The organism is Leisingera sp. NJS201, from assembly GCF_004535885.1.
In the GTDB taxonomy this organism is placed as follows: Bacteria; Pseudomonadota; Alphaproteobacteria; order Rhodobacterales; family Rhodobacteraceae; genus Leisingera.
Genome location: NZ_CP038234.1, coordinates 999,780 through 1,022,417 on the forward strand (window position 1 = coordinate 999,780; position 22,638 = coordinate 1,022,417).

Sequence of the window (22,638 nt, forward strand, 5' to 3'; positions counted from 1 at the left end):
CTTGGCTGGGGGCGCTTAGCCGCCTTTGGTGAACAGACGGCTTAGTTTGCCGAACTGGCTGAGGCCGAGACCGCCCAGGATCATCCCCATTGCCAGCAGCATCGAGGGCGGCAGGTCCTCGCCCAGGAAGACAGCACCCAGCACCACGGCCCAAACCGGCACCTGATAGTTGGTCAAGGTCATGAAAGTTGGTCCCGCTTCCCGGACCACGATGACCCGCAGCAGGTTGGCAGCAGCAGTGGGGATCAGGCCGAGGATGGCGGCAATCGCCAGTGTCTTTGTGTCCGGCATCGCTGGCGGGCCTTCGGTGAGCCAGGCCACAGGGAAGATGATGAAGCAGCCGATCACCAGGAAGATTGCCGCCAGCCCCAACGGGTCCGCCGGCGGCAGGCGCCGGGTCAGGATCGAGCTGACCGAGTAACAGGCTGCTGCCGACAGGCAGGCGGCCCGGCCATAGGGCTCCAGCGCGGCGCCGCTGGTCTCAAACGCCTTGCCGCCGATCAGCAGTGCCACACCGGCAAAACCGATTGTAAAACCAATCAGGCGGCGCAGGGTCATCTGCTCTCCTGGCACAAAGAAATGCGCCAGCGGCAGCACCATCAGCGGGATCGCCGCCATGCTGACGCCGGTAAAGCCCGAGGAGACATGCTGCTGGCCCCAGGAGATCAACATGAAAGGCAGGGCGGTGCTAAGGATGCCGATGATGATGATAGAGGGCCAGTTGGCCTCGCCCCGGAACAGCTTGAACCCGCGCCAGCCCCAGATTGCGCCGAGCAAAAGGGCAGCAAATCCGATCCGCCCGGCGGCCAGCCAGAACGGTGTGATGCCTTCCAGTGCCAGCTTGATCAGCAGAAAGGTGGCCCCCCAGACCAAGCCAAGTGTGGCAATCATCAGCCAGTAGCGCGGTGCGATGCCGGGCATGGGTTTCTCCTGCGGTTCACGGGGCGAAAAGACCCCGCCGGGCGGACGGGGTCAATGGTAATTGCTTTGTTATCGATCGAAGTGTTTTTGCCCCTAGACCGCGCGCGGGCGGCGGTTGCGGCTGAGGAGCAGCCCGCCGAGGATCAAAGCCAAAGCTGCAAACAGCTGCGGCGGCAGGGTCTCCCCCAGCAGTGCTGCGCCAAAGATCACCGACCAGACCGGCACCTGATAGTTCACGGTCGACAGGAACGCAGGACCTGCGCTGCGGGCGACCTGGACCAGCAGCACCTGCGCCAGCGCCGTGGGCAGCAGGCCGAGGTAGATGACGGCGCCCAGCGGCAGGGCGGCGGGCAGTTCCGGCACGCCTTCGGCCCAGAGGGCTGCCGGGATCATCATCGCAGCACCGCACAGCAGCGCCGCGGCAGAGAGCGACAGCATGTTCACTTGCGGGCAAAGCCGGGTGATGATGGATCCGATGGCATAACACAGCGACGCACCAAGACAGGCGAGGCGGGCCAGCGATTCAAAATCGGTTCCGGCAGAGCGGAAGGCGTCGAGACCGATCAGCACCACGACGCCGGCAAAGCCGATCAGGAAGCTGAGGGTGCGGCGCAGGGTCATATGCTCACCCGGCACCAGCACATGCGCCAGCGGCAGCACAAACAGCGGCACCACGGCCATACAGACCCCGGCAAAGCCGCTGGCCACATAAGTCTGCCCCAGCTGAGCAGGGTGAACGGCAGGGCGTTGGTGAAAAACCCCATGCCAATGGCGCAGGCCCAAATGATCCGGTCCTCGCGGTTGCGCAGGGTGGGCAATCCGATCCCCATGGCGGTGATCACACCGAGAAGGCAAAACGCGCCAATGGAAATCCGCAGCGCGGCGATGGTCATTGGCGGAAAGCCCCGCAGCGCCAGCGACACCGCCATGAAGGAAGCACCCCAGATCACTCCGAGGAACAGAAGTTTGGCCCAATTGGCGGCGCCGGGAGAGTCTGGCATGGAAATGTCTCAATGTCTCGGAGCAAAAAAGGGCGCCCCAAAGTGGAGCGCCCTGCAGAGGTAAAGTCAGCGGAAATGTCCGCAGGCGCCTTAGTTCTTCTCTTTGTCGACCATCTTGCCGGCCGAGATCCAGGGCATCATGCCGCGCAGCTTGGCGCCGGTTGCCTCGATCGCGTGCTCGTCGTTGGCGCGGCGGGACGCTTTGATGGTCGGCTGGCCAACCGCGTTTTCCAGCATGAAGTCGCGGACGAACTTGCCCTGCTGAATGTCGTTCAGCACTTCTTTCATGCGGGCTTTGGTTTCGTCGTACTTCAGGATGCGCGGGCCGGTGACGTACTGGCCGTACTCGGCGGTGTTGGAGATCGAGTAGTCCATGTTGGCGATGCCGCCTTCATAGATCAGGTCGACGATCAGCTTCACTTCGTGCAGGCACTCGAAATAGGCCATTTCCGGCGCGTAACCGGCTTCAACCAGGGTCTCGAAACCGCAGCGGATCAGCTCAACCAGGCCGCCGCACAGAACTGCCTGCTCGCCGAACAGGTCGGTTTCGCATTCTTCGCGGAAGTTGGTCTCGATGATGCCCGAACGGCCGCCGCCAATGGCGGAGCAGTAGGACAGGCCGGTTTCCAGCGCTTTGCCGGTGGCGTCGTTGTGAACCGCGACCAGGCAGGGCACGCCGCCGCCTTTGGTGTATTCGCCGCGCACGGTGTGACCAGGGCCTTTGGGCGCCATCATGATGACGTCGACGCCTTCTTTCGGCTCAATCAGGCCAAAATGCACGTTCAGGCCGTGGGCGAAGGCAATGGCTGCGCCCGGACGGATGTTGTCGTGGACGTATTTCTTGTAGGTCTCAGCCTGCAGTTCGTCGGGCATGGTGAACATGATCACGTCACACCAGGCGGCCGCTTCTGCAATGCCCATGACTTTCAGGCCTTCGCCTTCGGCTTTCTTGGCCGAGGGGGAGCCTTCGCGCAGCGCAACGACAAGGTTCTTGGCGCCGCTGTCGCGCAGGTTCAGCGCGTGGGCGTGGCCCTGGGAGCCATAGCCCAAGATGGCCACTTTCTTGTCTTTGATCAGGTTCACATCGCAATCGCGGTCGTAATAAACGCGCATGATCCACGTCCTTTCCATTGGTGTTTGAGGGCATCATAGGCATGTGGGCGGCGAACGCGATTGCTGTTGTGCATGAATTTCGCATTTTCTTTGCAGTAGTCATTCGCTGTTTTCCCTGATAATGAAGAAATCATGCTTGATGACCTCGACCGGCGCATTCTGCGCTATATGCAAAGCGACCCGGAGCAATCGATTCCGGATCTGGCCGAACGGCTGGGCCTCACGGCCTCGCGCCTGTCGCGGCGGCTGGAGAAGCTTCGTGAGGCACGCGTGATCCTGGGCCAGCGTGCGGTGATCGACTGGCGCGCCCTGGGGTATGAGGTCGAGGTGTCGCTGCGGGTGACGCTGGACAAGACCAATCCGCGCGCCTTTGATGAATTCATTGAATCCGCCCGCGGCATTGCTGAGGTGATCGAGATCCAGACCTTCCTTGGCCAGGTCGATGTGCGGCTTTCGGTGATTGCGCGCGACATGCCGCATTACCAGCAGATCTACCGGGCCGCCATTCTGAACCTGCCGCACATCACCGATATCGAGGCGCTGATGCATGTGGCGCGGATCAAGTCGGATGAGGTGCTGCCGGTATGAGCGCGCTGGATGATCTGGATTTTGCCATTCTGCGGGCGCTGTCTGAGGATGCGACCCTGTCGGCAGGCGCGCTGGGGCGGCAGCTGGGCCTCAGCCAGCCTGCCACCTGGCGGCGGATCAAGCGGCTGCAGGAGGCGGGGATCATCGCGGGCCGCAAGCTGGATCTCGACAAGGAGAAGCTGGGGTTCGGCGTCACCGTTTTTCTGGGCGTCAAACTGGCCACCAAGGGCCGGGTCAGCCTGGAGGATTTCGAACGCGCGGTTTCCGCCATTCCCGAAGTGCAGACTGTGGAGCATGTGCTGGGCATGTATGACTACCGCCTGCGGGTGACAGCGCGGGACATCTCGGATTTCGAACGCGTGCTGCGCCGCCGGGTGATGACCCTGCCGGGAGTGGGCAATGTCGAGGCCAACGTGCTGCTGAGTGAGGAGCGCAGGCCGGGGCCGCTGGGCTGACACTTGTTTCCAATGGGAAACCGGCTTGGCGCAAATCCGGGTGGTTTTTGTCGTGACTGAGCTGTCTTTTTGCCAAGCTGCCGTCAGTATCCCCCTCCGGAGAACGGCCCGCGCTGTATGCCAAGGTAGGCTTTGCCAAATCCATCGGCACCGGCTAGCCGTTTCATTAGGAATACTAGGGAGGCCCAGATGGCACTGCTCGATACCGTGGACCCGCAGGGTCTGGATGAATTTTCAGTGGTTTTCACCGACCGCTCGCTCAATCACATGTCCAAGACCTTCCAGCAGGTGATGCTGGACATCAACGGGATGCTGAAAGAGGTCTATAACGCCGATGCCGTGGCGCTGGTGCCGGGCGGCGGCACCTATGCGATGGAAGCCGTGGCGCGCCAGTTTGCCCGCGGTGCAAACGCGCTGGTGGTGCGCAATGGCTGGTTCTCCTACCGCTGGAGCCAGATATTCGAGGCCGGCGGCTTTACTGCGTCCTCGACCGTGATGAAGGCGCGCCGCACCGGCAATGAGAGCGCCTCGCCGTTTGAGCCTGCACCGATTGCGGATGTGGTGGCTGCAATCAGGGAGCAGAAACCGGATATCGTCTTTGCCCCGCATGTGGAAACCGCCGCGGGTGTGATCCTGCCCGATGACTATGTGACCGCCATGGCGGCCGCTGCGCATGAAGTTGGCGCGCTGGTGGTGCTCGATTGCATTGCCTCGGGCTGTGCTTGGGTCGACATGAAGGCAACCGGTGTGGACGTGTTGATCTCCGCGCCGCAGAAGGGCTGGAGCGCCTCGCCCTCTGCCGGGCTGGTGATGTTCTCGGAACGCGCGCTGGCGCGACTGGAAGAGACCGCTTCGGACAGCTTTGCCCTGAACCTGAAACAGTGGCGCACCATCATGAAGGCCTATGAGGACGGCGGCCACGCCTATCATGCCACCATGCCTACGGACGCGCTGAAGGCGTTCCGCGATACCATGCTGGAGACCAAGGAATACGGGTTCGACCGCCTGCGCGACGCGCAATGGGCGCTGGGCAATGGCGTGCGGGCGCTGCTGAAGGACAAGGGCATCACCTCGGTTGCCGCAGATGGCTTTGGCGCGCCGGGCGTGGTGGTGAGCTATACCAGCGACCCGGATGTGCAGAACGGTAAGAAGTTTCTGGCGCTGGGCACCCAGATTGCGGCGGGCGTGCCGTTGCAGTGCGATGAGCCTTCGGATTTCCGCACCTTCCGGCTGGGGCTGTTCGGCCTCGACAAGCTCTATGATGTGGATGCCACCATTGCGCGGCTGCAATCGGTCGTGGATCAGGTGCTTTAACGAAGAAACCGGATTGGGCTGCGCAAGGGAATATTGCTTGTGCGGCCCAGCCCATGGCGCAGGGTGAGGCAGATCACGCCAAGGCTGATTGCCAGCCATATTCCACCCCACAGCATGGTTGCGCCGCCGAATTCCTCGGCCATCATCCGCGCGTCGGAGCGCAGGTAAGAACGCGCAATCGTGTCGTCCCAGATGTCGAGCGGCGCGTAGATCATGCTGCTGACCCCGATCAACCGCAGGATCATGTCGTTGATGTTGAGGCTGAGGTAGCGCGAAGCCGCCAGCATCAGTGCGCCGGTGGCAAGGGTGAAGCCAAGCGCAAACAGATCCCGGACGTAGAAGACTGCCACCGCCAGTGTGACGGCGCCGAAGAGGGCAAGAACCTTGCGGTCCCAGTCGGTGCGAAGGGCGATCACAAACAGGGCGGCGCCGATCAGCAGGGATCCGGTGTAGCCTGCGGACAACCCCAGAAACCGGCTGCCGCCGCGCGAGACAACCATACCACCCTCATACGGGTCGATGGTAAGGCTGACCACATCACCGCCGCTGAGCAGGGTGGCGGCTGCATGCGACAGCTCGTGCAGAAATACGGTCAGAATGCGCAAGGGCAGCAGCGCCGGGGTTTGCCAAAGGGTGGCGATTGCCAGGGTCAGGCAGAGGAGCTGCCAGTGGCCTTTGAGGAAACGTCCGGCAGCCCGCATGTTACTTGGCACCCATCATTTAACACCCAGACCCATCTGCATCAGCGTCTTGCGCACCGGCGCCAGCGAATAAAGCGCGTTGAGGCCAAAGGCGCGCAGGTCACGCAAGGGGCGCGGCGCCAGCATCGATGTGCGATTGAGCAGGTCGATGCCTTTCACCCGCAGCATGATCTCATTGTGGCGGGCCTTGTGGTAGGCCGCCAGCATCTGCGCATCCCCCAGACCTTCGGGGCGGGCCTCGGCCAGCTCCAGCAGGCTGCGCAGATCGCCCAGCGACATGTTCAGCCCTTGGGCGCCGATGGGCGGCACCACATGGGCGGCTTCGGCCATCAGCGCCAGCCGTTCGCCATTCAGCCGCTCTGCCGACTGGCTGATGATCGGCCAAATGGTGCGGCGCGAGGCCAGTTTCAGATCACCGAACAATCCGCAGCTGCGTGTCGTCATCGCGGCCTCAAAGGCGGCGGGTTCCAGGTTCAAGAGTTCCTGCGCCTTGGGGCCGCGCTCCATCCAGACAATGGCTGAAGACGGCTGGCCCTGGTAGTCGGGCAACGGTACCAGGGTGAAGGGCCCGCCGGAGCGGTGGATCTCGGTTGAGACATTTTCATGCGGCACCGGGTGGGTGACGGCAAAGGCCAGCGCCTTTTGCCCGTAGCGGGTTGTCTTGACCGGAATGCCCGCCGCCTCGCGCATCGGCGAGTTGCGGCCGTCGCAAGCCACCACCATTTTGGCGGTCACCTGGCTGCCATCGCTGAGGGTGACGCGCGCCTCATCGGTGCGGGTGAACAGGGCGGTGGTGGCGGTGCCGAACCGCAGATCCACATTGGGCAGTTCCGCCAGCCGGGCAATCATCTCGCGCCGCAACAGCCAGTTGGGCAGGTTCCAGCCAAATGGCTGGCCGGAGATATCGGCGGCGTTGAAATCCTTGACCACCCGCGGCTCGGGGCGCGCACCGCCGGCATCGACGATGCGCATGACCTGCAACGGCGCGGCGTGGTCCGCCAGCCGCGCCCAGATCCCGCAGCGCTCCAGCAGAGCCTGGGCGGGCTGCAGAAACGCGGTGGTGCGCAGGTCGGAGCCTTCGGCGTCACGCTCTGTCACCGGCGGGGCGGGATCGGCGCAAATCACGCTGAAGCCGCTGGAGGCAAAAGCGGCGGCCGCGGTCAGACCCGCAATGCCGCCGCCGGAAATCAGGATATCGCAGGTATTGGCCATCGTCTCAGCCCTCCGTTCTGCCGCCAGAAATAGGCCCGGACAGCGGGGGAAGACAAGCCGATAGCGGCAGACAGGGCGCTTAGCCGCGGGTGATGGAGATCAGCAGCGTGAACACCACCGGTACCATACAGACCGCCGGGATGTAGAGGCCGGGAATGCCGAACAGCAGGATCGAACAGCCCCAAAGGCTGACCAGCGTTGCAATGGCGTAATAGAGGTTTTCATCCGGGCCGTAAGCGACCTCTTTGATCATCCGTCCCAGCAGCGGCACGGCAAACAGCATGCGCTGGATCAGGGTCAGGCGTTCGGGAAGGGCATATGCGCTCATCGGTCGGGCTCCAAGCATTCGGTTTCGGGGCGCATATAGGGAGGAAAACATGCGGCAAACAGGTATATTTTGCCGCAGTTGCAAAGATTTGCCGGTGTGCAGTTGTACACATCCCTGAAGGCGGCAAAAGACGTCTGAATGCGCCGCCTGCAAAGACGGGAACTCATGTCAGAGCAGCCAGAAAATCCGTCAAATCTTCCGAATGATGATGAATGTGCGCGGCCCTGACCGGTTCCGGCGCCACATGCACCGTGCGCATTCCCATCTGATGCGGGGCGGCAAGGTTGCGGGCGTCATCCTCGAACATTGCCGCTTGTTCCGGGGTTACGCCGGCGCGGGCAAAGACCCGGTCAAAGGCGCGCCGCTCCGGCTTGGGGTGGTAGTCCGCGTGTTCCACGCCATAGACGCCGTCAAACAGCCCCGACAGCCCGCGTGCGGCCAGTACCCGCTCGGCATAGGGGCAGTGCCATTGGTATAGACGAACTTCCGGCCAGGCAGATTGCGGATGTTCGCCGCCAGGCCAGCGTCCTTTTCAAGAGGCTCCATCGAGATGTCATGCACCGCAACCAGATAGGGTTCCGGGTCCAGATCATGCTCGCGCATCAGCCCGGCCAACGTGGTGCCGTGTTCGCGCCAGTAGTGGCTGCGCAGGTGGTCGGCCTTGGCCTTGTCCACGCCAAGGGCCTGCATCACATAGGCCGTCATCTTGACCTCAATCTGGTCAAACAGCCGTGCCGACGGCGGATACAGGGTGTTGTCGAGGTCGAACACCCATTGGGTGACATGGGAAAAGGAGTGCTTGGGCATGGTGCCGGATTAGGGGGCGGATGCCGCTATTGCAATCAAAAGCGCATTTTGACTGCGGGTTTTCAGCGCTTTAGCGCCATCAGGGTTGATTGCTGCCCCTTGCGCTGTAGAGATTGGCCAACTGAAAAAGACAGGAAGACCCATGAGCCAGAGCCGCAGCAACCAGAAAGATGCTTATGCGCTGATCCTCGAGGCGATCGACGTTGGCGTTTACAAGCCCGGCGACCGGCTGGTGGAGAGCGATCTAGCCGAACGCTTTGGCGTCTCGCGCACTCCGATCCGCGAGGCGCTGCAGCGGCTGGAGACGCAATCGCTGCTGGAGCGCGACGGGCGGTCGCTGATTGTCGCCTCGCTTGACCACAATCAGATGGCCGAACTGTATGTGGTCCGGCGCGAGCTGGAAGGGCTGGCAGCACAGCTGGCGGCGCGCCATGCCACCGAAGAAGAGATCAAGGTGCTGAAGGAAATGGTCGAGGCCGATGATCAGCTGATCGGCGATCCGTCGGCGCTGTCCAAGGCCAACCGCCGGTTCCATGAACAGATCCATTTGGCGTCGCACAACCGCTATCTGGTGCAGCAGCTGGACCTGGTGCACCGGACCATGGCGCTGATGGCGACCACATCTCTGGCCGCCGAAGGGCGCAGCGAGATTGCCCAGTCAGAGCACAAGGGTATTGTTGATGCGATCGGCCGCCGCGATGAGGCGGCGGCGGGCGAGGCGCTGAAGGAACATATCTCGATCGCCTTCATGACCCGGCTGAAGCAGGACGCCAGCGGGCGGGGATAAACCGCCAGAACCCAAGCCATGCACCGCGGCATTTGGATGCGGGTTTGATGCCGTGCGCCGTCTTGTCCCAGAAAAACGGCCGGACAAGCAGCTCATGCGCGGCTTTGGTGACAGCAATGGCGCCCATCGGATAGTAGAGGATCATCGCCGGCGCCCAGGCCGCCAGCCTGGGCCGACCCATGGCAAAGGCGGCGGTGACGCTGATGACCAGTCCCAGTAACTCGAAAAACACCAGCGCCGCGGCCGCCAGCGACAGCAGCAGCGGCGAAGCCGTCCCGGCGCTGGGGTGCGGCAGGCCAAGCGCTATCAGCCAGAACGACCACAAAACCGGCGCAAACAGGAACTGCCCGATGGTGCCCAGGAAGAACGCCTGAAAACCCAGGAACCGTTTCCAGCCAAGGTCACCCAGCAGTCGCAGCGGCTGGCGCATATGCACCAGATAGGTCACCATGAACCCTTTCAGCCAGCGCGAGCGCTGCTTAACCCAGGGCCAGGGACGGCAGTTGGCTTCCTCAAAAGTGGTGCTGGGCAGCATGCCGGTGCGGTAGCCGGCGCGGTAGAGCCGGACACCCAGATCCGCATCCTCGGTGACGTTATGGGCATCCCAGCCGCCCAGTTCCTCCAGCACCTTGCGGCGGATGAACATTGTCGTGCCGCCCAGCGGCACCACCAAGCCAAGCCGGGAAATTCCGTGCAGAACGATGCGGAACCAGCTGGCGTACTCCAGCGTGAAGCAGCGGGAGATCCAATTGGTGGCGGGGTTGTAGTAGTCAAGAACACCTTGAAAACAGGCCGTGTTTCTGTCGGCGCGGGCAAAGGCCTGCGCCACCTGGTCCAACTGATCCGCCTGCGGCGCATCCTCGGCATCCCAAACACCGATGATGTCGCCACAGCAGAAGTTCAGCGCATAGTTCAGCGCCCGCGGCTTGGTGGTCAGCCCGCCAAAGGCCGGAACCTCAACCACCCGGATCCAAGGCGGCAGGCGGGTGCCTGCAAGGGCTGCCCGAGTGACGGCGTCATGTTCTTCCAGCACCAGGATCACATCGGTCAGGGCCGGCGGGTAGCTGAGCTTGCGGATGCGGGCAAGCAATGCACGGCTGATCTCGGCCTCCTGGTAAAGCGGCACCAGGATCGAGATGACGGGCCGGTTGCCCAAGCCGGTTTGACAGGCCAGGGGCATCTGCGCCGGAGGCCGGCAGCGGGTCCGGCCGGACCAATAGGCTGCAAGCCCGCAAAGCTTCAGCATGGTGAACAGCAGCACCGACAGCAGCGCCAGCAGGCTGAGAGCGGTGAAGACCGCCGCAGGGGCGGTCCAGCTTAGGTAAAGCGCGGGTAGGGCACTGACTGTCAGCAGTGCGCGGCCCCGTGCAGGCTGCAGGCTGCGGCAGCTTTGCCGCGGAGCCACGCTGCAGCAGGCCTGGCGCACCAGGGCGGGGCTGAAATGCGCAGTCAGCAAAGCGGTGATCTGCGCTTCGCAGGCCAGCACTGGCGTGATGCAGCCAAAACTGTCCTGCAGTTCGCCGCGCAGCATCTCGAATTGGTCCGGGTGGGCAATGGCAACGGTGACGGTTTGGCCGAATTGCATCCACGGAAGCGCAGAGTGGCGCAGCCAGAACTGGGCGGGTTTTCGGGCCAGCAGCCGGGGATTGACAACCTGGCCGCTGAGGTCGGCGCGCTGCATCCGGTATTGCCGGGCCAGCGTGTCCTGGACCTGGTCTTCACTGGCCAGCCCCTCGGCCACCAGCACACGCCCAAGGGCGGCCTTCTGGTGCTGGCGCAGCACCAGCGCCTTCATCATGCCGCGGCCATTTACCGGCGGCGGCAGCCCCGGAGAATACTCCCCGGCGGGCCGCGGCGGGCGGAACTGCCGCAACGGTTGAGACACAAAACCCATCGCCACCCCGTAACAAAAACACCTGAGGGCTTCAGGCTGGCGGCGGGGGTTTAAGAATTGGTAAATGCAGTGTTAACCATGCCGTCCGGCAGCATGGTTAACAGCTTTTTTACGCAGATTTGCGTGCGGCCATGGCCTCGGCAAAGCGTTCGAACAGATAAAAGCTGTCCTGCGGGCCGGGGCTGGCCTCGGGGTGGTGCTGCACCGAATAGACCGGGCGGCCGGAAATGCGGATACCGCAGTTGGAGCCGTCAAACAGCGAAACATGGGTTTCTTCCACGCCTTCCGGCAGGGTCTGCGCGTCCACCGCAAAGCCGTGGTTCATCGAGGTGATCTCAACCTTGCCGGTGGAATGCTCCTTGACCGGATGGTTGGCGCCGTGGTGGCCGTGGTTCATCTTGATGGTGTTGGCACCCAGTGCCAGTGCCAGCATCTGGTGGCCCAGGCAGATGCCGAAAACCGGCAATTCTGTCTTCAGGACGTCCTTGATCATCGGCACTGCATATTCACCTGTCGCGGCGGGGTCGCCAGGGCCGTTGGACAGGAACACCCCGTCGGGATTATGCGCCAGTACTTCCTCGGCGGTGGCGGTGGCGGGCAGCACTGTAACGTCGCATCCCGCGCTGGCCAGGCAGCGCAGGATGTTGCGCTTGGCGCCATAGTCGATGGCCACAACCTTATGCGCGGGCGCTTCCTGGCGGGCATAGCCGTCCGGCCAGGCCCAGCGCATTTCCTCCCAGCGGTAGCTTTGCGCGCAGGACACGTCCTTGGCCAGATCGAGGCCGACAAGACCCGGCCATTCACGCGCCTTGGCAACCAGCGCTTCGACATCGAAATTGCCGTCGGGGTCATGTGCCAGTGCCACATGCGGCGCGCCCTGCTGGCGGATCGCGCGGGTCAGGCGGCGGGTGTCGATGCCGCCAATTGCGATGCGGCCGGTGCGGGTCAGCCAGGATTTCAGCTCTTCGGTGGCACGCCAGTTGGAAGCCAGGGTCGGATCCCACTTCACCACCATGCCGGCCGCGACGGGATCACCGGTCTCGTCATCCTCGGGCGTCACACCTGTGTTGCCGATATGCGGGAATGTGAAGGTGACGATCTGGCCGGCGTAGGAAGGATCGGTCATGATCTCCTGATAGCCGGTCATTGCAGTGTTGAAGCAGAGCTCGGCCACGGTGTCGCCGGTGGCGCCGAAACCGGTGCCGTAAAAGACGGTGCCATCGGCGAGCGCCAGGCATGCGGTGGGCTTGGACGGGGCGGAAGCGGCCATTGCGCGAGTCTCCATGCGGTGAAATTCATCGGCTTGTAAGGGGAGCGCCCAAGCGGGTCAAGCCTGCAGCGGCGGGCAGGCAGACGCAGGGTCAGGAATAGGAAATTTATAGTAAACTTGCACAGCGGGTGCAGAATGGATAACCATCGGTGTCCGGCAACCATGGGATGCTTACTACGATGGATACGCGCACACAGGTCAATCAGGCCTTGAAGCAAGCGATGAAAGACAAGGCGGCGGAGCGGCTGTGTACGCTGCGGCTGATCAACGCGGCAATCAAGGACCGGGAAATCGCCGCCCGCGCCGATGGTGAAGAGGGCGGTATCGGGGAAGGGGAAATCCTTGCCATCCTGGGAAAGATGACCAAGCAGCGCAACGAAAGCGCACGCGCCTATGAAGAAGGCGGGCGGCTGGATCTTGCGGAGCGGGAACTGGGCGAAATCGCCATCATCGAGGAATTCCTGCCGCAGCAGCTGAGCGACGAGGAAGCCGGCGAGGCGATCACTGCGGCGGTGGCGGAAACCGGCGCCGAATCGATTCGCGACATGGGCAAGGTGATGGGGGCGCTGAAGGCGAAATACACCGGCCAGATGGATTTCGGCAAAGCCGGGCCCCTGGTCAAAGACCAGCTTTGCAGCAAAGGCGACTGCTGATAAAAAGGCGCGCTGGCGCGCGCTGCCTCCGGCGGGAGTATTTTTGCAAAGATGAAACGGGCAGGTCCGCGTTGCGGGCCTTTTGCTTTTCCGGTCAATGCGAAAAAGCAGACTTGAGGTCGCCATAAAGCGCGACCCGTTCGTCTTCAGACAGGAAGGCGCCGATCTCCACTTCGCGGCCGCCGCCCTGCAGGGTGACATAATGCGGCACCGGGCCGTCGTGGTCGTGCATCTCGACGCGGGTCCAGTAGCGGTTGCAGCGCCAGTTTTGACGGCCGCCATCGGGATTGATCCGCTCCAGATGGGCCTCTTCTTTTCCGATGGTCAGCACCTCCAGGATCTGGTGGTCATGGCGGCTGCGGTCCAGCGCCCATTTCATGCCGAACAGGGCCAGCAGCAGGAACGGCAGCAGCCCCCACAGCAGGAAAGATCCCAGGACAGGGATCAGCGGCACGCAGATCAGTGCCGCTGTCAAGCCAAGGAACCGCACATAGCCCTGCGGTGGCAGCGATTGATGCGGCCAAAGGTGCAGCTCGCGTTCGGCGTCTTGCTGCGGTCGGGTCCAGTTGTAGGGCATCTGTTCAACGCCTGCTGCGCAAAGTGGGTTCCTCATAAATGATGTGCCGGAAAGTCCGGATTTCCACTGCGGGTTATTACCGCGGGGCGCGCGCATGAAAAAGGCCCCGGAGCATCTGCGCCGGGGCCTTTTTTTTGATGTCAGTGTCGCAGCCGCTTAGTGCGAATGCGAGCGGTCCCAGTCTTCCTGCTTGGGCAGGATTTCAAAGGTGTGCTCGGGCGGCGGGCAGGGCAGGGTCCACTCCAGGGTATCCGCGTATTCGTTCCAGTAGTTGTTCTGGGTGATGCGGGCGCCGCGCAGCAGCGAATAGATCACCACGCCGAAGAACAGCAGGAAGGATGCAAAGGACAGGAACGCGCCATAGGACGAGATCTTGTTCCAGTAGGCGAAGCCTTCCGGATAGTCGATGTACCGGCGCGGCATGCCCTGGCGGCCCAGGAAGTGCTGCGGGAAAAACGTCAGGTTGGCGCCGATGAAGAACATCCAGAAGTGGATCTGGGCGCCCAGCTCGTTGTACTGACGGCCGGTCATCTTGCCGAAGTAGAAGTAGATGCCCGAGAAGATCGCAAAGACAGCGCCCAAGCTCATCACGTAGTGGAAGTGCGCAACCACATAATAGGTGTCGTGATAGGCGCGGTCCACGGAGGCCTGCGACAGCACCACACCGGTCACACCGCCGACGGTGAACAGGAACAGGAAGCCGAAAGCAAACATCATCGGAGCTTTGAATTCGATCGAGCCGCCCCACATTGTGGCGATCCAGCTGAACACCTTAACCCCGGTCGGAACCGCGATGACCATTGTGGCCAGCATGAAGTAGGCCTGCTGGTTCAGCGACATGCCGACGGTGTACATGTGGTGCGCCCAGACAACAAAGCCCAGAACACCGATCGCGATGATCGCCCAGACCATCGGCAGATAGCCGAACACGGGCTTGCGCGCGAAGGTGGCGATGACGTGGGAGATGATGCCAAAGCCCGGCAGGATCACGATGTAGACTTCCGGGTGGCCGAAGAACCACAGGATGTGCTGGTACAGGATCGGGTCGCCGCCGCCTGCCGCGTCAAAGAAGGTGAAGCCGAAGTTGCGGTCCATCAGCAGCATGGTGATGGCGCCGGCCAGAACCGGAAGGGACAGCAGGATCAGCCAGGAGGTGACGAAGATCGACCAGGAGAACAGCGGCACCTTGAACAGGGTCATGCCCGGGGCGCGCATGTTCAGGAAGGTGGTGATCATATTGATCGCACCCAGGATCGAGGACGCGCCCGAGACGTGCACGGCAAAGATCGCCAGATCCATCGAGTAGCCGCCTTCGTTCACCGACAGCGGCGGGTACAGAACCCAGCCCACGCCGGAGCCCAGCTGGTCATTGCCGCCCGGGGAGACAACCGAGAGGACCGCCAGCGAGGTGCCTGTGACATACATCCAGAAGCTGAGGTTGTTCATCCGCGGGAACGCCATGTCCGGCGCGCCGATCTGCAGCGGCATGAAGTAGTTGCCGAAACCGCCGAACAGCGCCGGAATCACCACGAAGAACATCATCAGGATGCCGTGGGCGGTGATCATCACGTTCCAGAGATGGCCGTTCGGGGTGCATTCCGCAGAGGCGTCTGCGAACATGCGCGCGCCCTCCAGGCACATGTACTGAACGCCGGGATCCATCAGTTCCAGCCGCATATAGACGGTGAAGATGACAGAGATAAGACCGGCGAACGCCGAAACGATCAGGTAGAGAATGCCGATGTCTTTATGGTTCGTGCTCATGAACCAGCGGGTGAAGAAACTCCGCTCGTCCTCGTGGCCGTGACCATGAATGGCTGCGTCTGCCATTTAGGTGCCTCCTGCTGCATAACGAAAGGCCCCCGGAGACGGACTCCGGGCGGCCTGGATTCCTTCGGAGTATTAGTGTGGCCCGCCAGAGCCTTCAATGGCGGAGTTTGATCTGGATCAAGATTTATTGCCGCAGGGGCTTGAATGCCAGGCACCCTGCGGCGCCGCAGGGTGCTTGACCTGGCCGCACGGCACGCGCACAACCGGAACAATGCCAAAATCAGGAGGCCGGACGCATGCCCGCTTATGATCCCGACAATATCTTTGCCAAGCTGTTGCGCGGTGAGATTCCCTCGGCCCGTGTCTATGAAGATGACGATACGCTGGCCTTCATGGATATCATGCCGCGCAGCGACGGGCATCTTCTGGTGATCCCGAAAACCCCGTGCCGCAACCTGCTGGACGCCAGCCCTGCGCAGTTGGCAGCAGTGATGCAGACGGTTCAGAAATTGTCGCATGCGGTGATCAAGGCCTTTGGCGCGGACGGGGTGACCGTGCAGCAGTTCAACGAGGCCGCGGGCGGGCAGGAAGTCTTTCACCTTCATTTGCATGTGCTGCCGCGCAAGGAGGGCGACCGGCTGCGCCCGCCGGGAACGATGGGGAATCAGGCGCTGATCCAGGCCCAGGCGGAACAGATCCGCGCAGCACTTGCCGGACATTGATGCCGGCTTGGCGGCAGGGCTTTTGAGAAAATGAAATCACCTCTGTAATTAGAGTGGTGATTTCAATATGAATTTGTGCATTCGAAATAAATGTTGAATTTTAGTTGAATTTGATCATAGCTGTTTCGCAAATTAGTTGTAGGTCAAAGAGGGCGCCCGCGCCCAAGCGTATGGGGACCCAAGAATTGGGTGGTCCGGCACGGTATGCCAGCCCGGATTAGGGCGGCAACAGCCGGGAATTTTCAGTTGCCAGGCTGACAGCCTGAAACATGCGGGCAAAACGCCCGTGCCAGAACGTATGCTTGCAGGGCGCGCCGTCGCATTGACGCGGAAAGCAGTATTGGAGGGAGCGAAGTGACGCTCTTGTGCCGCGCGCAGGCCTTGTCGCAGGACCAGGTTGTTGCCGCAATTTATGAAACGATGATCCGGGCGGAGCAATTCGACCGGTTTTCTGCTGGTCCGCCAACCGGGGGGCGCGCCGGAGAGGGCAATGGACGCTGGCGCGCCTTTGGGCAGCCCAGGCCCGTGCCGGCACTCAAGGCGCATTTCTCGCGGGCGGCCCAGATCCAGGAACAGCAGTGGGAGCGGGCGGGGCGGCCGCACCCCGGTGAATACTCGGGCGAGTGCTGCCGGTTCTGGCTGTTGGCTGGTGGCGGATCCGAGGGACGCCTGCTGAATGCGTCGCAGCGCGCTGCCCGGCAGCTTGTCAGCGGCGGCGATCTTGCCGCAGCCATGGGGCTGACGCGGGCCGCAACAGACCGGTGGAGCATCTTTCTGGAGCAGGTGCGCGAGGGGGAGTTTTCCTGGCAGGACGTTCTGCTTCTCGGCACCGGCCGCCCGGGCGAGCGGTATTTATGCCGCCCTGTCCGGCTGAAGGGGGCAGGCGGCCCTGTCGCAGCCGTCATGGCAGAGCGGCTGGATTGCGAATGGAGCGCAGAGGCCGCAGGCCCCGTGGCGTCTGCTTTCGGACTGCAGAAATCTGATCTTGACCCGCTGAAGGCGGTGATGAGCGGCGCCGGCGGCCGGGTGGCAGCGGAGCTGGAACAGATTGCAGCAAGGGCCGGAGCGCCGGGGACAGCCGAATTGATCCGGCTGGCCGCATTCCTGATCAACGAGCATGTGCGGGACTTGAAAATTGCCCGGGGTGAGCTGCTGCCGCCCTCTGAGGAGATTGAGGACAGAAGCGGGCGGCGCAGCCAGTTTTTCCGGTTTGGTGCGGAAACCGGACAGCCGGTTATTTTTGTGCACGGGGTGCTGGACGGGATCGTGCCGCTGCAGCGCCTGCAGCCGCAGCTTAGAACCCTTGGGTTCCGGGTCTATGCGCCGATGCGCGCGGGCTACGGCGGCTCGGTGCCACTGCAGCGGGGGCAGGACCCGGCGGATGCCTTTGTGCAACAGCTGGATGCGCTGATCACCCGCGAAAATCTGCAAAGACCAGTATTGCTCAGCCACCGTGGCGGCGCATTGTACGGCTGTGCGGCGGCCAACCGGCTGCACAGCCGGATCTCCGGGCTGGTGGCTGTCGCCTCGAATTGTTCAATTACTTCGCCGCGGCAGTTCTCCGGGCTCAGCGGTTATGCCTGGCTGGTGGCCTTTTCCGCTGCCCGTGCCCGCTGGATGCTGCCAGTGCTGATGAAGGCCTGGTCGGGCGCCCTGCACTGGTACGGGCACAAGGCGCTGCTGAAGTTCCAGACTGTGCGCAACAGCCGGGAAAGGGCCATGCTGGATCAGCTGGGCCTGCTGCCGCTGCTTAAGCAAAGCCAGCTGCTGTTCCGGCAGCAGGGCGGTGCCGGCTTTCTGGCAGATGTGCAAATGATTCGGCAGGGAACGCAGAAGATGGCGCTGACACGGCATACGCGGGCGGTCTTTGTGCATGGCGGCGAGGACCACGTCGCACCGCTGTCCGATATCCGGGATACTTTCGGCGGTCAGCAAAACGCTCAGCTCTGTGTCAGCCAGGAGGCGGGCGCGTTACTGTTCTACACCCTTCCGGAACTGGTGCTGACGGCGCTGCAGGACTGCGTTTCGGCGGCGCAGGGCAAGGGTTAGCCGCCGAACACCTGCTCAAAACTGCGCTTCAGGGCAACGTCCACATCCGCCATGGTGACCGGCAAACCCAGGTCCACCAGGCTGGTTACCCCGTATTCAGTAATGCCGCAGGGCACGATGCCGGTGAAATGCTCCAGCTCCGGCTCCACGTTGATCGAGATGCCGTGGAAGCTGACCCATTTGCGCAGGCGGATGCCGATCGCGGCAATCTTGTCCTCGGCCATGCCGCCCGCAACGGTTTGCGGCTTGTCCGGGCGTTCGACCCAGACGCCGACCCGGCCGTCGCGGATATGGCCCTTGATGTTGAACTCATCCAGGGCGGCGATCACCCAGCTTTCCAGCTGCTGCACGAACCGGCGCACGTCGTGGCCGCGCTGGCCCACGTTCAGCATCACATAGACCACCCGCTGGCCCGGCCCATGATAGGTGTATTGGCCGCCCCGTTTGCTGTCATAGACCGGGAAACGGTCCGGATCGGTCAGGTCCTCGCGCTTGGCCGAGGTGCCGGCGGTGTAAAGCGGCGGATGTTCGACCAGCCAGATGCATTCTTCCGCCGTGCCCGCAGCAATCAATGCCGCGCGCTCCTCCATGAAGGCAACCGCTTGATCATATTCAACAAGACCGTCCGATGCGATCCATTCAACCATGGTTTCTGCCGTCCTTTTCCGTCCCGCCTTGGAGGCCCGCCGCAAAAGTGATCGTAAAATCCCTAGGTGGCAGCCCTGACTGTGGGGTATCGTGATTCCATTGTTTGTATCTATAGGGGGCGAGTATCATGCTTTCCAAGCCGCTTAAGCCGGCATTGACGGCCGCTTTTCTGGCAACGTCATTCACCAGCCCTGCGACCGCGAGCGATTTGGGCGCCGCAATTGTCGGAGGGGTGATTGGCGGGGTTATCGTCAATGAAGTTCACAGGAATAAACAGCGCCAGCGCCGTGCCACCACTTACCGCCGCGCGCCGGCAAGTTCCGCCACCAGGGCGCAGAACCGTGAAACCCAGGTTGCCTTGAATTACTTCGGTTTCCATTCCGGTACACCGGATGGGGTGCTGGGCAGGCGGTCCCGCGCAGCCATTTCACAGTATCAGGTTCACATGGGCTATCCGGCCACGGGCTATCTTGCCCCGTATGAACGCAATTTCCTCGTCAGCTCCTACAGCCGGGCGCAAATCGGCGGCCCGCAGGTGATCAAGGCGATGCAAGGCCCCAACGGAGTGCGGGGATTGCTGCACAGCTGGCGGAATGAAGCCGCGGGCGTCAGGACCGCAGGAAACGGCTACAGCGGCGGCGGCTACGGCGGGTTGCCGTCCGAAGTCAGCCAGGCGGTGGATGAGATCGCCGCCAGCTCCGAGCCGACCGGGGAACAGTTGTTGCAGCGCACCGGCTTCATGCAGCTGGCGGATCTGAACGGCGATGGCCGGAACGATTATGTGCTCGACACTTCGGTCTCCGGCTCCTCCTTCTGGTGCGGTGCCTCGAACTGCTCGGTGATGGTGTTTGCCTCCACCCCGCAGGGCTATCAGCGCAATGACTTCCTGGCGCGCGGCGTGACACCCGCCAGTTTTGCCTGCCATCAGGGCACCTGCAGAATGGCGGATACGGGCGAAACCGCTCCGGTCCAGGCCGCACAGCAAAACCGCAGCACAGTGACAGCCTTTGCCGGGCAGGAAAGCGCATCGCTGGGCGGCATCACCCTGTTTGACCAGCCGGCGCAAAGCGCCTCGCTCACCAGCTATTGCAGCAAGGTCAGCCTGCTGACCAGCTCCAACGGCGGCTTCATGACGGCGGCAAGCATGACCGATCCGGAGCTGGCGCTGGGTGAGCAGTTCTGCCTTGCCCGCACCTATGCCATCAATGCGGGCGAGACCCGGGCCGGCAAGGTTCAGGGCGTTTCGCAAGCACAGATCGACAGCCAATGCGATGCATTCGGCCCGGCTGTGCAGCCCTTCCTGGCCAAACTGGGAACCGCGGGCAGCGGCGAAGTGATGGGCGATGTGCAGAAGTTCGTGCTGCAATCCGGCATGTCGCTGGAGCAGCTGGCCAATACTGCCGGGATTTGCCTGTTCTCCGGCTACCGCCGCGATGACATGGACGTGGCGCTGGGCGCTGCGCTGATCCTGACAGGCACCGGCCAGCGTCCCTATGCTGAGCTGATCGGCCACCATCTGGCTCTGGGTTTTGGCGCGCCGGTCACGGCAGAGCGGGCGCAGGACTGGTACGGCATGGCCGTGATTTCGCTGGAAAGCGGCGCGGCACCTGTCTTTGCTCCGGGACAGCCTGAGCGGGCAGAGCTGATCAAGACAGCTTCGGCCAAGCTGGCAGGCGGCCGGGTGCAGCCGGTGCAGGCCTCTGGCAGTACGGCCCTGCCGTCGTTCTCCACTGACTGACCGCTGTTTGCCGCAGCTGTTGAATGCAAGTGGCCGGCAGAATTGCCGGCCATTTTTTTGCATAGAATTTCTATACTGCCGGGACCCTGGGGCGTCCTGGCGGCTGTGGCCGGTTTTTTCCATTAAATGCTGGATTTCAGCCTTTGACTCCGCGCGGTCTTGAATGCAATTTATGCAATCAAAAAGTGCATTGTCTTAGGGGGTGTTTATGCGGTTCAAGCTGCTTTCCACATTCATTATCTGTTCTGCGCTGGCAATGACGCCGGCCGCCCGTGTTTCTGCTGATGCGGGTGATTTTGCTGCCGGCGCCATCCTTGGCGGCATCATCGGCGGCGCCCTGTCCAAGAATCAAAGGCGCTCGGGCAGTAAGGCGCCCCGGCGTTCCCGGCTGCCGTCCACTCAGGAAGGCCGCCAAATTCAAGAATCGCTGAACTACTTCGGCTTCCCCGCGGGTGCAGTCGACGGTCAGCTGGGCCGTAAAACGCGCGAGGCGGCTTCCACCTATCAGGCTTACCTGGGTTACCCGGTCACCGGGCAGTTGAATGAGTTCGAGAAAGACCTTCTGATCAGTTCCTTTCAGCGGGCGCAAACCAGCGGCTATCTCGCCAGCCAGCAAGCGATGGCACATCCCGACGGGCCGCGCGGGCTGCTGAAGATCTATTTGGCCGAGCGGATGGCACCGCAGCCACAGCCGCAGCAGCCCTATGGCTTGCCCCAGGCCACCATGGCCGGGAACAGCACCGGCACCTATGGCGTGCCGCAGCAATACGGGCAGAGTGCGCAGCAGCAATACGGCCAGCAGCAGATGGGGTTTGCAGCCACCGCCCAGACATACGGCATTCCGCAGCAGCCTCAGTTTCAGGGCCAGCAAGGGCAGTTCGTGCCGCGGTCACAAGTGCAAGGCCAATTTATGCCGCAAGGCCAGCAGCAGGGCCAGTTCATGCAGCAGGGGCAGTTCGTGCCGCAGGGGCAGGTAATGGCCGCCGCACAGGGGCAGGCGCTGATCCAGAACGGGGCGGCCGTCCAGGGCAGCGGAACTGCAGCAACCCCGGTTCTGCTGCAGCAAAACGATAGTGCTGCCCCTCTGATCAGCCGCCGCGCATTGGTGATTGGTGTTGACGGCTACCAGAACCTCACCGCCTTGCAAAAGGCGCGCAACGATGCTCTGGCGGTCAGCAATACGCTTGGGGCGCTCGGTTTTGAGGTGACCACGCTGTATGACGCGGGGCGCCGCGACATCAACAGCGCGGTCTCGGCCTTTGCCAATCAGATCAAGCCGGGGGATGAAGTTCTATTTTACTTTGCCGGCCACGGGGTTGAGATCGACGGTCGCAATTACCTGCTGCCTTCTGATGTGCCGATGGTGAATTTCGGCGATGAAAGCTTCCTGACCGGGGAAAGCATTGCCGCTGACCGGGTGCTTGGCACTTTCCAGCGCAAAGGTGCGCGTTCAACCATCATGATCCTGGACGCCTGCCGCAACAATCCCTTCCCGAAGGACGGCCAGCGTTCGGTCGGCGGCACCCGCGGCCTGGTGCGGATGGAGCCGCCGGAGGGCGCCTTTATTCTGTATTCCGCCGGGGCAGGGCAAACCGCGCTGGACCGGTTGTCGGACAATGACGCCAATCCGAATTCGGTGTTCACCCGGGCGCTGCTGTCGCGCCTGAACCAGCCGGGCATGACGCTGCACCAGCTGGCGAAACAGGTGCGCCGGGATGTGCAGGATCTGGCCGCCACCGTGAATCACAATCAGTTCCCGGCTTATTATGACCAGATGTCGGGCGAGATGGTGCTGCGCCGCCAGCTGGCAGCCCAGGGCAACTGAGGCTGCTCCCAAGGGGCGCAGAGAAACCGGAGGCAGCCGGATACCCGGCTGTTTTCCAACGCTTATGCTGCGTCGCCTGCCGCGGCGTATATTCTGTTCAAAAAAGATGATTTTCAGCTTCACATCGCATCCGGGCTGGTCTATACGCCTCGACACCAAGCCTAAGACAGTGCGGTCGTGGCGGAATTGGTAGACGCGCAGCGTTGAGGTCGCTGTTCCTTAACCGGAGTGGAAGTTCGAGTCTTCTCGACCGCACCAACTTATA

The 22,638-nt window shown here is 62.5% G+C and carries 19 protein-coding genes, 1 tRNA gene and 2 pseudogenes; 10 read left to right on the forward strand and 12 right to left on the reverse strand.

Annotation, left to right across the window (positions count from 1 at the left end; genetic code table 11):
* Positions 1–15 precede the first annotated feature (15 nt).
* The 3 genes and pseudogenes from ETW23_RS04825 to ilvC form a co-directional block, all read right to left on the reverse strand.
* Entirely contained in the window at positions 16–921 is a 906-nt protein-coding gene (locus tag ETW23_RS04825) for a DMT family transporter (RefSeq protein WP_134829300.1), read from the reverse strand.
* 93 nt (positions 922–1,014) lie between these two features.
* Positions 1,015–1,922: pseudogene (locus ETW23_RS04830) on the reverse strand (DMT family transporter).
* A 90-nt stretch (positions 1,923–2,012) separates the two neighbouring features.
* The gene (gene ilvC, locus ETW23_RS04835; RefSeq protein ID WP_024090926.1) at positions 2,013–3,035 is read right to left on the reverse strand and encodes a ketol-acid reductoisomerase; all 1,023 of its coding nucleotides are present in this window, start codon (positions 3,033–3,035) and stop codon (positions 2,013–2,015) included.
* 132 nt (positions 3,036–3,167) lie between these two features.
* Between ilvC and ETW23_RS04840 the strand changes: the two genes are divergently transcribed.
* From ETW23_RS04840 to ETW23_RS04850, 3 genes are all read left to right on the forward strand, one after another.
* The gene (locus ETW23_RS04840) at positions 3,168–3,623 is read left to right on the forward strand and encodes an Lrp/AsnC family transcriptional regulator (protein WP_129371683.1); all 456 of its coding nucleotides are present in this window, start codon (positions 3,168–3,170) and stop codon (positions 3,621–3,623) included.
* Complete coding sequence (locus ETW23_RS04845; protein ID WP_129371682.1) at positions 3,620–4,078, forward strand: Lrp/AsnC family transcriptional regulator; 459 nt, start codon at positions 3,620–3,622, stop codon at positions 4,076–4,078. The genes ETW23_RS04840 and ETW23_RS04845 overlap by 4 nt, the downstream gene beginning before the upstream one ends.
* Before the next feature lie 189 nt (positions 4,079–4,267).
* Positions 4,268–5,392, forward strand: coding sequence for an aminotransferase class V-fold PLP-dependent enzyme (locus tag ETW23_RS04850; RefSeq protein ID WP_134829301.1), 1,125 nt, complete (start codon positions 4,268–4,270; stop codon positions 5,390–5,392).
* Here ETW23_RS04850 and ETW23_RS04855 read toward each other — a convergent pair.
* The 4 genes and pseudogenes from ETW23_RS04855 to ETW23_RS04870 form a co-directional block, all read right to left on the reverse strand.
* Positions 5,389–6,093 carry a M50 family metallopeptidase gene (locus ETW23_RS04855; protein ID WP_134829302.1) on the reverse strand — a complete coding sequence of 235 codons (705 nt, stop codon included), beginning with the start codon at positions 6,091–6,093 and terminating at the stop codon, positions 5,389–5,391. The two genes, ETW23_RS04850 and ETW23_RS04855, sit on opposite strands and share 4 nt — an antisense overlap.
* Positions 6,094–6,108: 15 nt before the next feature.
* Positions 6,109–7,305, reverse strand: a complete 1,197-nt coding sequence (locus tag ETW23_RS04860; protein ID WP_134829303.1) for a UbiH/UbiF family hydroxylase — start codon at positions 7,303–7,305, stop codon at positions 6,109–6,111.
* A 79-nt stretch (positions 7,306–7,384) separates the two neighbouring features.
* Positions 7,385–7,633: a hypothetical protein gene (locus ETW23_RS04865; RefSeq protein ID WP_129371678.1), complete on the reverse strand. Its 249-nt coding sequence runs from the start codon at positions 7,631–7,633 to the stop codon at positions 7,385–7,387.
* Between the two features lie 163 nt (positions 7,634–7,796).
* Positions 7,797–8,440 (reverse strand): annotated as a pseudogene (locus ETW23_RS04870) (pyrimidine 5'-nucleotidase).
* Between the two features lie 142 nt (positions 8,441–8,582).
* Between ETW23_RS04870 and ETW23_RS04875 the strand changes: the two are divergent.
* Complete coding sequence (locus tag ETW23_RS04875) at positions 8,583–9,227, forward strand: GntR family transcriptional regulator (RefSeq protein WP_027259808.1); 645 nt, start codon at positions 8,583–8,585, stop codon at positions 9,225–9,227.
* Here ETW23_RS04875 and ETW23_RS04880 read toward each other — a convergent pair.
* Together ETW23_RS04880 and carA are read right to left on the reverse strand one after the other, a co-directional pair.
* Complete coding sequence (locus ETW23_RS04880) at positions 9,187–11,121, reverse strand: glycosyltransferase (protein ID WP_134829304.1); 1,935 nt, start codon at positions 11,119–11,121, stop codon at positions 9,187–9,189. The two genes, ETW23_RS04875 and ETW23_RS04880, sit on opposite strands and share 41 nt — an antisense overlap.
* A 109-nt stretch (positions 11,122–11,230) precedes the next feature.
* A complete protein-coding gene (gene carA / locus ETW23_RS04885) occupies positions 11,231–12,391 on the reverse strand; it encodes a glutamine-hydrolyzing carbamoyl-phosphate synthase small subunit (protein WP_134829305.1) in 1,161 nt (386 codons plus the stop codon).
* Positions 12,392–12,570: 179 nt separating this feature from the next.
* Here carA and ETW23_RS04890 point away from each other — a divergent pair, with 179 nt between their 5' ends.
* Positions 12,571–13,044, forward strand: a complete 474-nt coding sequence (locus ETW23_RS04890) for a GatB/YqeY domain-containing protein (RefSeq protein WP_129371674.1) — start codon at positions 12,571–12,573, stop codon at positions 13,042–13,044.
* Positions 13,045–13,138: 94 nt separating this feature from the next.
* On the opposite strand, the gene ETW23_RS04895 is transcribed toward ETW23_RS04890, so the two are convergent.
* Together ETW23_RS04895 and ETW23_RS04900 are read right to left on the reverse strand one after the other, a co-directional pair.
* Positions 13,139–13,621, reverse strand: coding sequence for a DUF2244 domain-containing protein (locus ETW23_RS04895; RefSeq protein WP_129372939.1), 483 nt, complete (start codon positions 13,619–13,621; stop codon positions 13,139–13,141).
* 156 nt (positions 13,622–13,777) lie between these two features.
* Positions 13,778–15,451 carry a cytochrome c oxidase subunit 1 gene (locus ETW23_RS04900; RefSeq protein WP_134829306.1) on the reverse strand — a complete coding sequence of 558 codons (1,674 nt, stop codon included), beginning with the start codon at positions 15,449–15,451 and terminating at the stop codon, positions 13,778–13,780.
* Between the two features lie 236 nt (positions 15,452–15,687).
* On the opposite strand from ETW23_RS04900, the gene ETW23_RS04905 reads away from it, so the two are divergent.
* Both ETW23_RS04905 and ETW23_RS04910 read left to right on the forward strand, forming a co-directional pair.
* On the forward strand, positions 15,688–16,113 hold the full coding sequence (locus tag ETW23_RS04905) for an HIT family protein (protein WP_134829307.1): 426 nt from the start codon (positions 15,688–15,690) through the stop codon (positions 16,111–16,113).
* A gap of 354 nt (positions 16,114–16,467) precedes the next feature.
* Complete coding sequence (locus ETW23_RS04910) at positions 16,468–18,162, forward strand: alpha/beta fold hydrolase (protein WP_134829308.1); 1,695 nt, start codon at positions 16,468–16,470, stop codon at positions 18,160–18,162.
* Here ETW23_RS04910 and lipB read toward each other — a convergent pair.
* Positions 18,159–18,809, reverse strand: a complete 651-nt coding sequence (gene lipB, locus ETW23_RS04915) for a lipoyl(octanoyl) transferase LipB (protein ID WP_129371670.1) — start codon at positions 18,807–18,809, stop codon at positions 18,159–18,161. The genes ETW23_RS04910 and lipB overlap by 4 nt on opposite strands.
* A gap of 128 nt (positions 18,810–18,937) precedes the next feature.
* Here lipB and ETW23_RS04920 point away from each other — a divergent pair, with 128 nt between their 5' ends.
* The 3 genes from ETW23_RS04920 (at position 18,938) to ETW23_RS04930 (ending at position 22,631) form a co-directional block, all read left to right on the forward strand.
* Entirely contained in the window at positions 18,938–20,548 is a 1,611-nt protein-coding gene (locus ETW23_RS04920) for a peptidoglycan-binding domain-containing protein (RefSeq protein WP_134829309.1), read from the forward strand.
* Positions 20,549–20,756: 208 nt separating this feature from the next.
* A complete protein-coding gene (locus ETW23_RS04925; RefSeq protein WP_134829310.1) occupies positions 20,757–22,373 on the forward strand; it encodes a caspase family protein in 1,617 nt (538 codons plus the stop codon).
* A gap of 171 nt (positions 22,374–22,544) precedes the next feature.
* Positions 22,545–22,631: transfer RNA gene (locus tag ETW23_RS04930), tRNA-Leu, on the forward strand.
* Positions 22,632–22,638 lie beyond the last annotated feature (7 nt).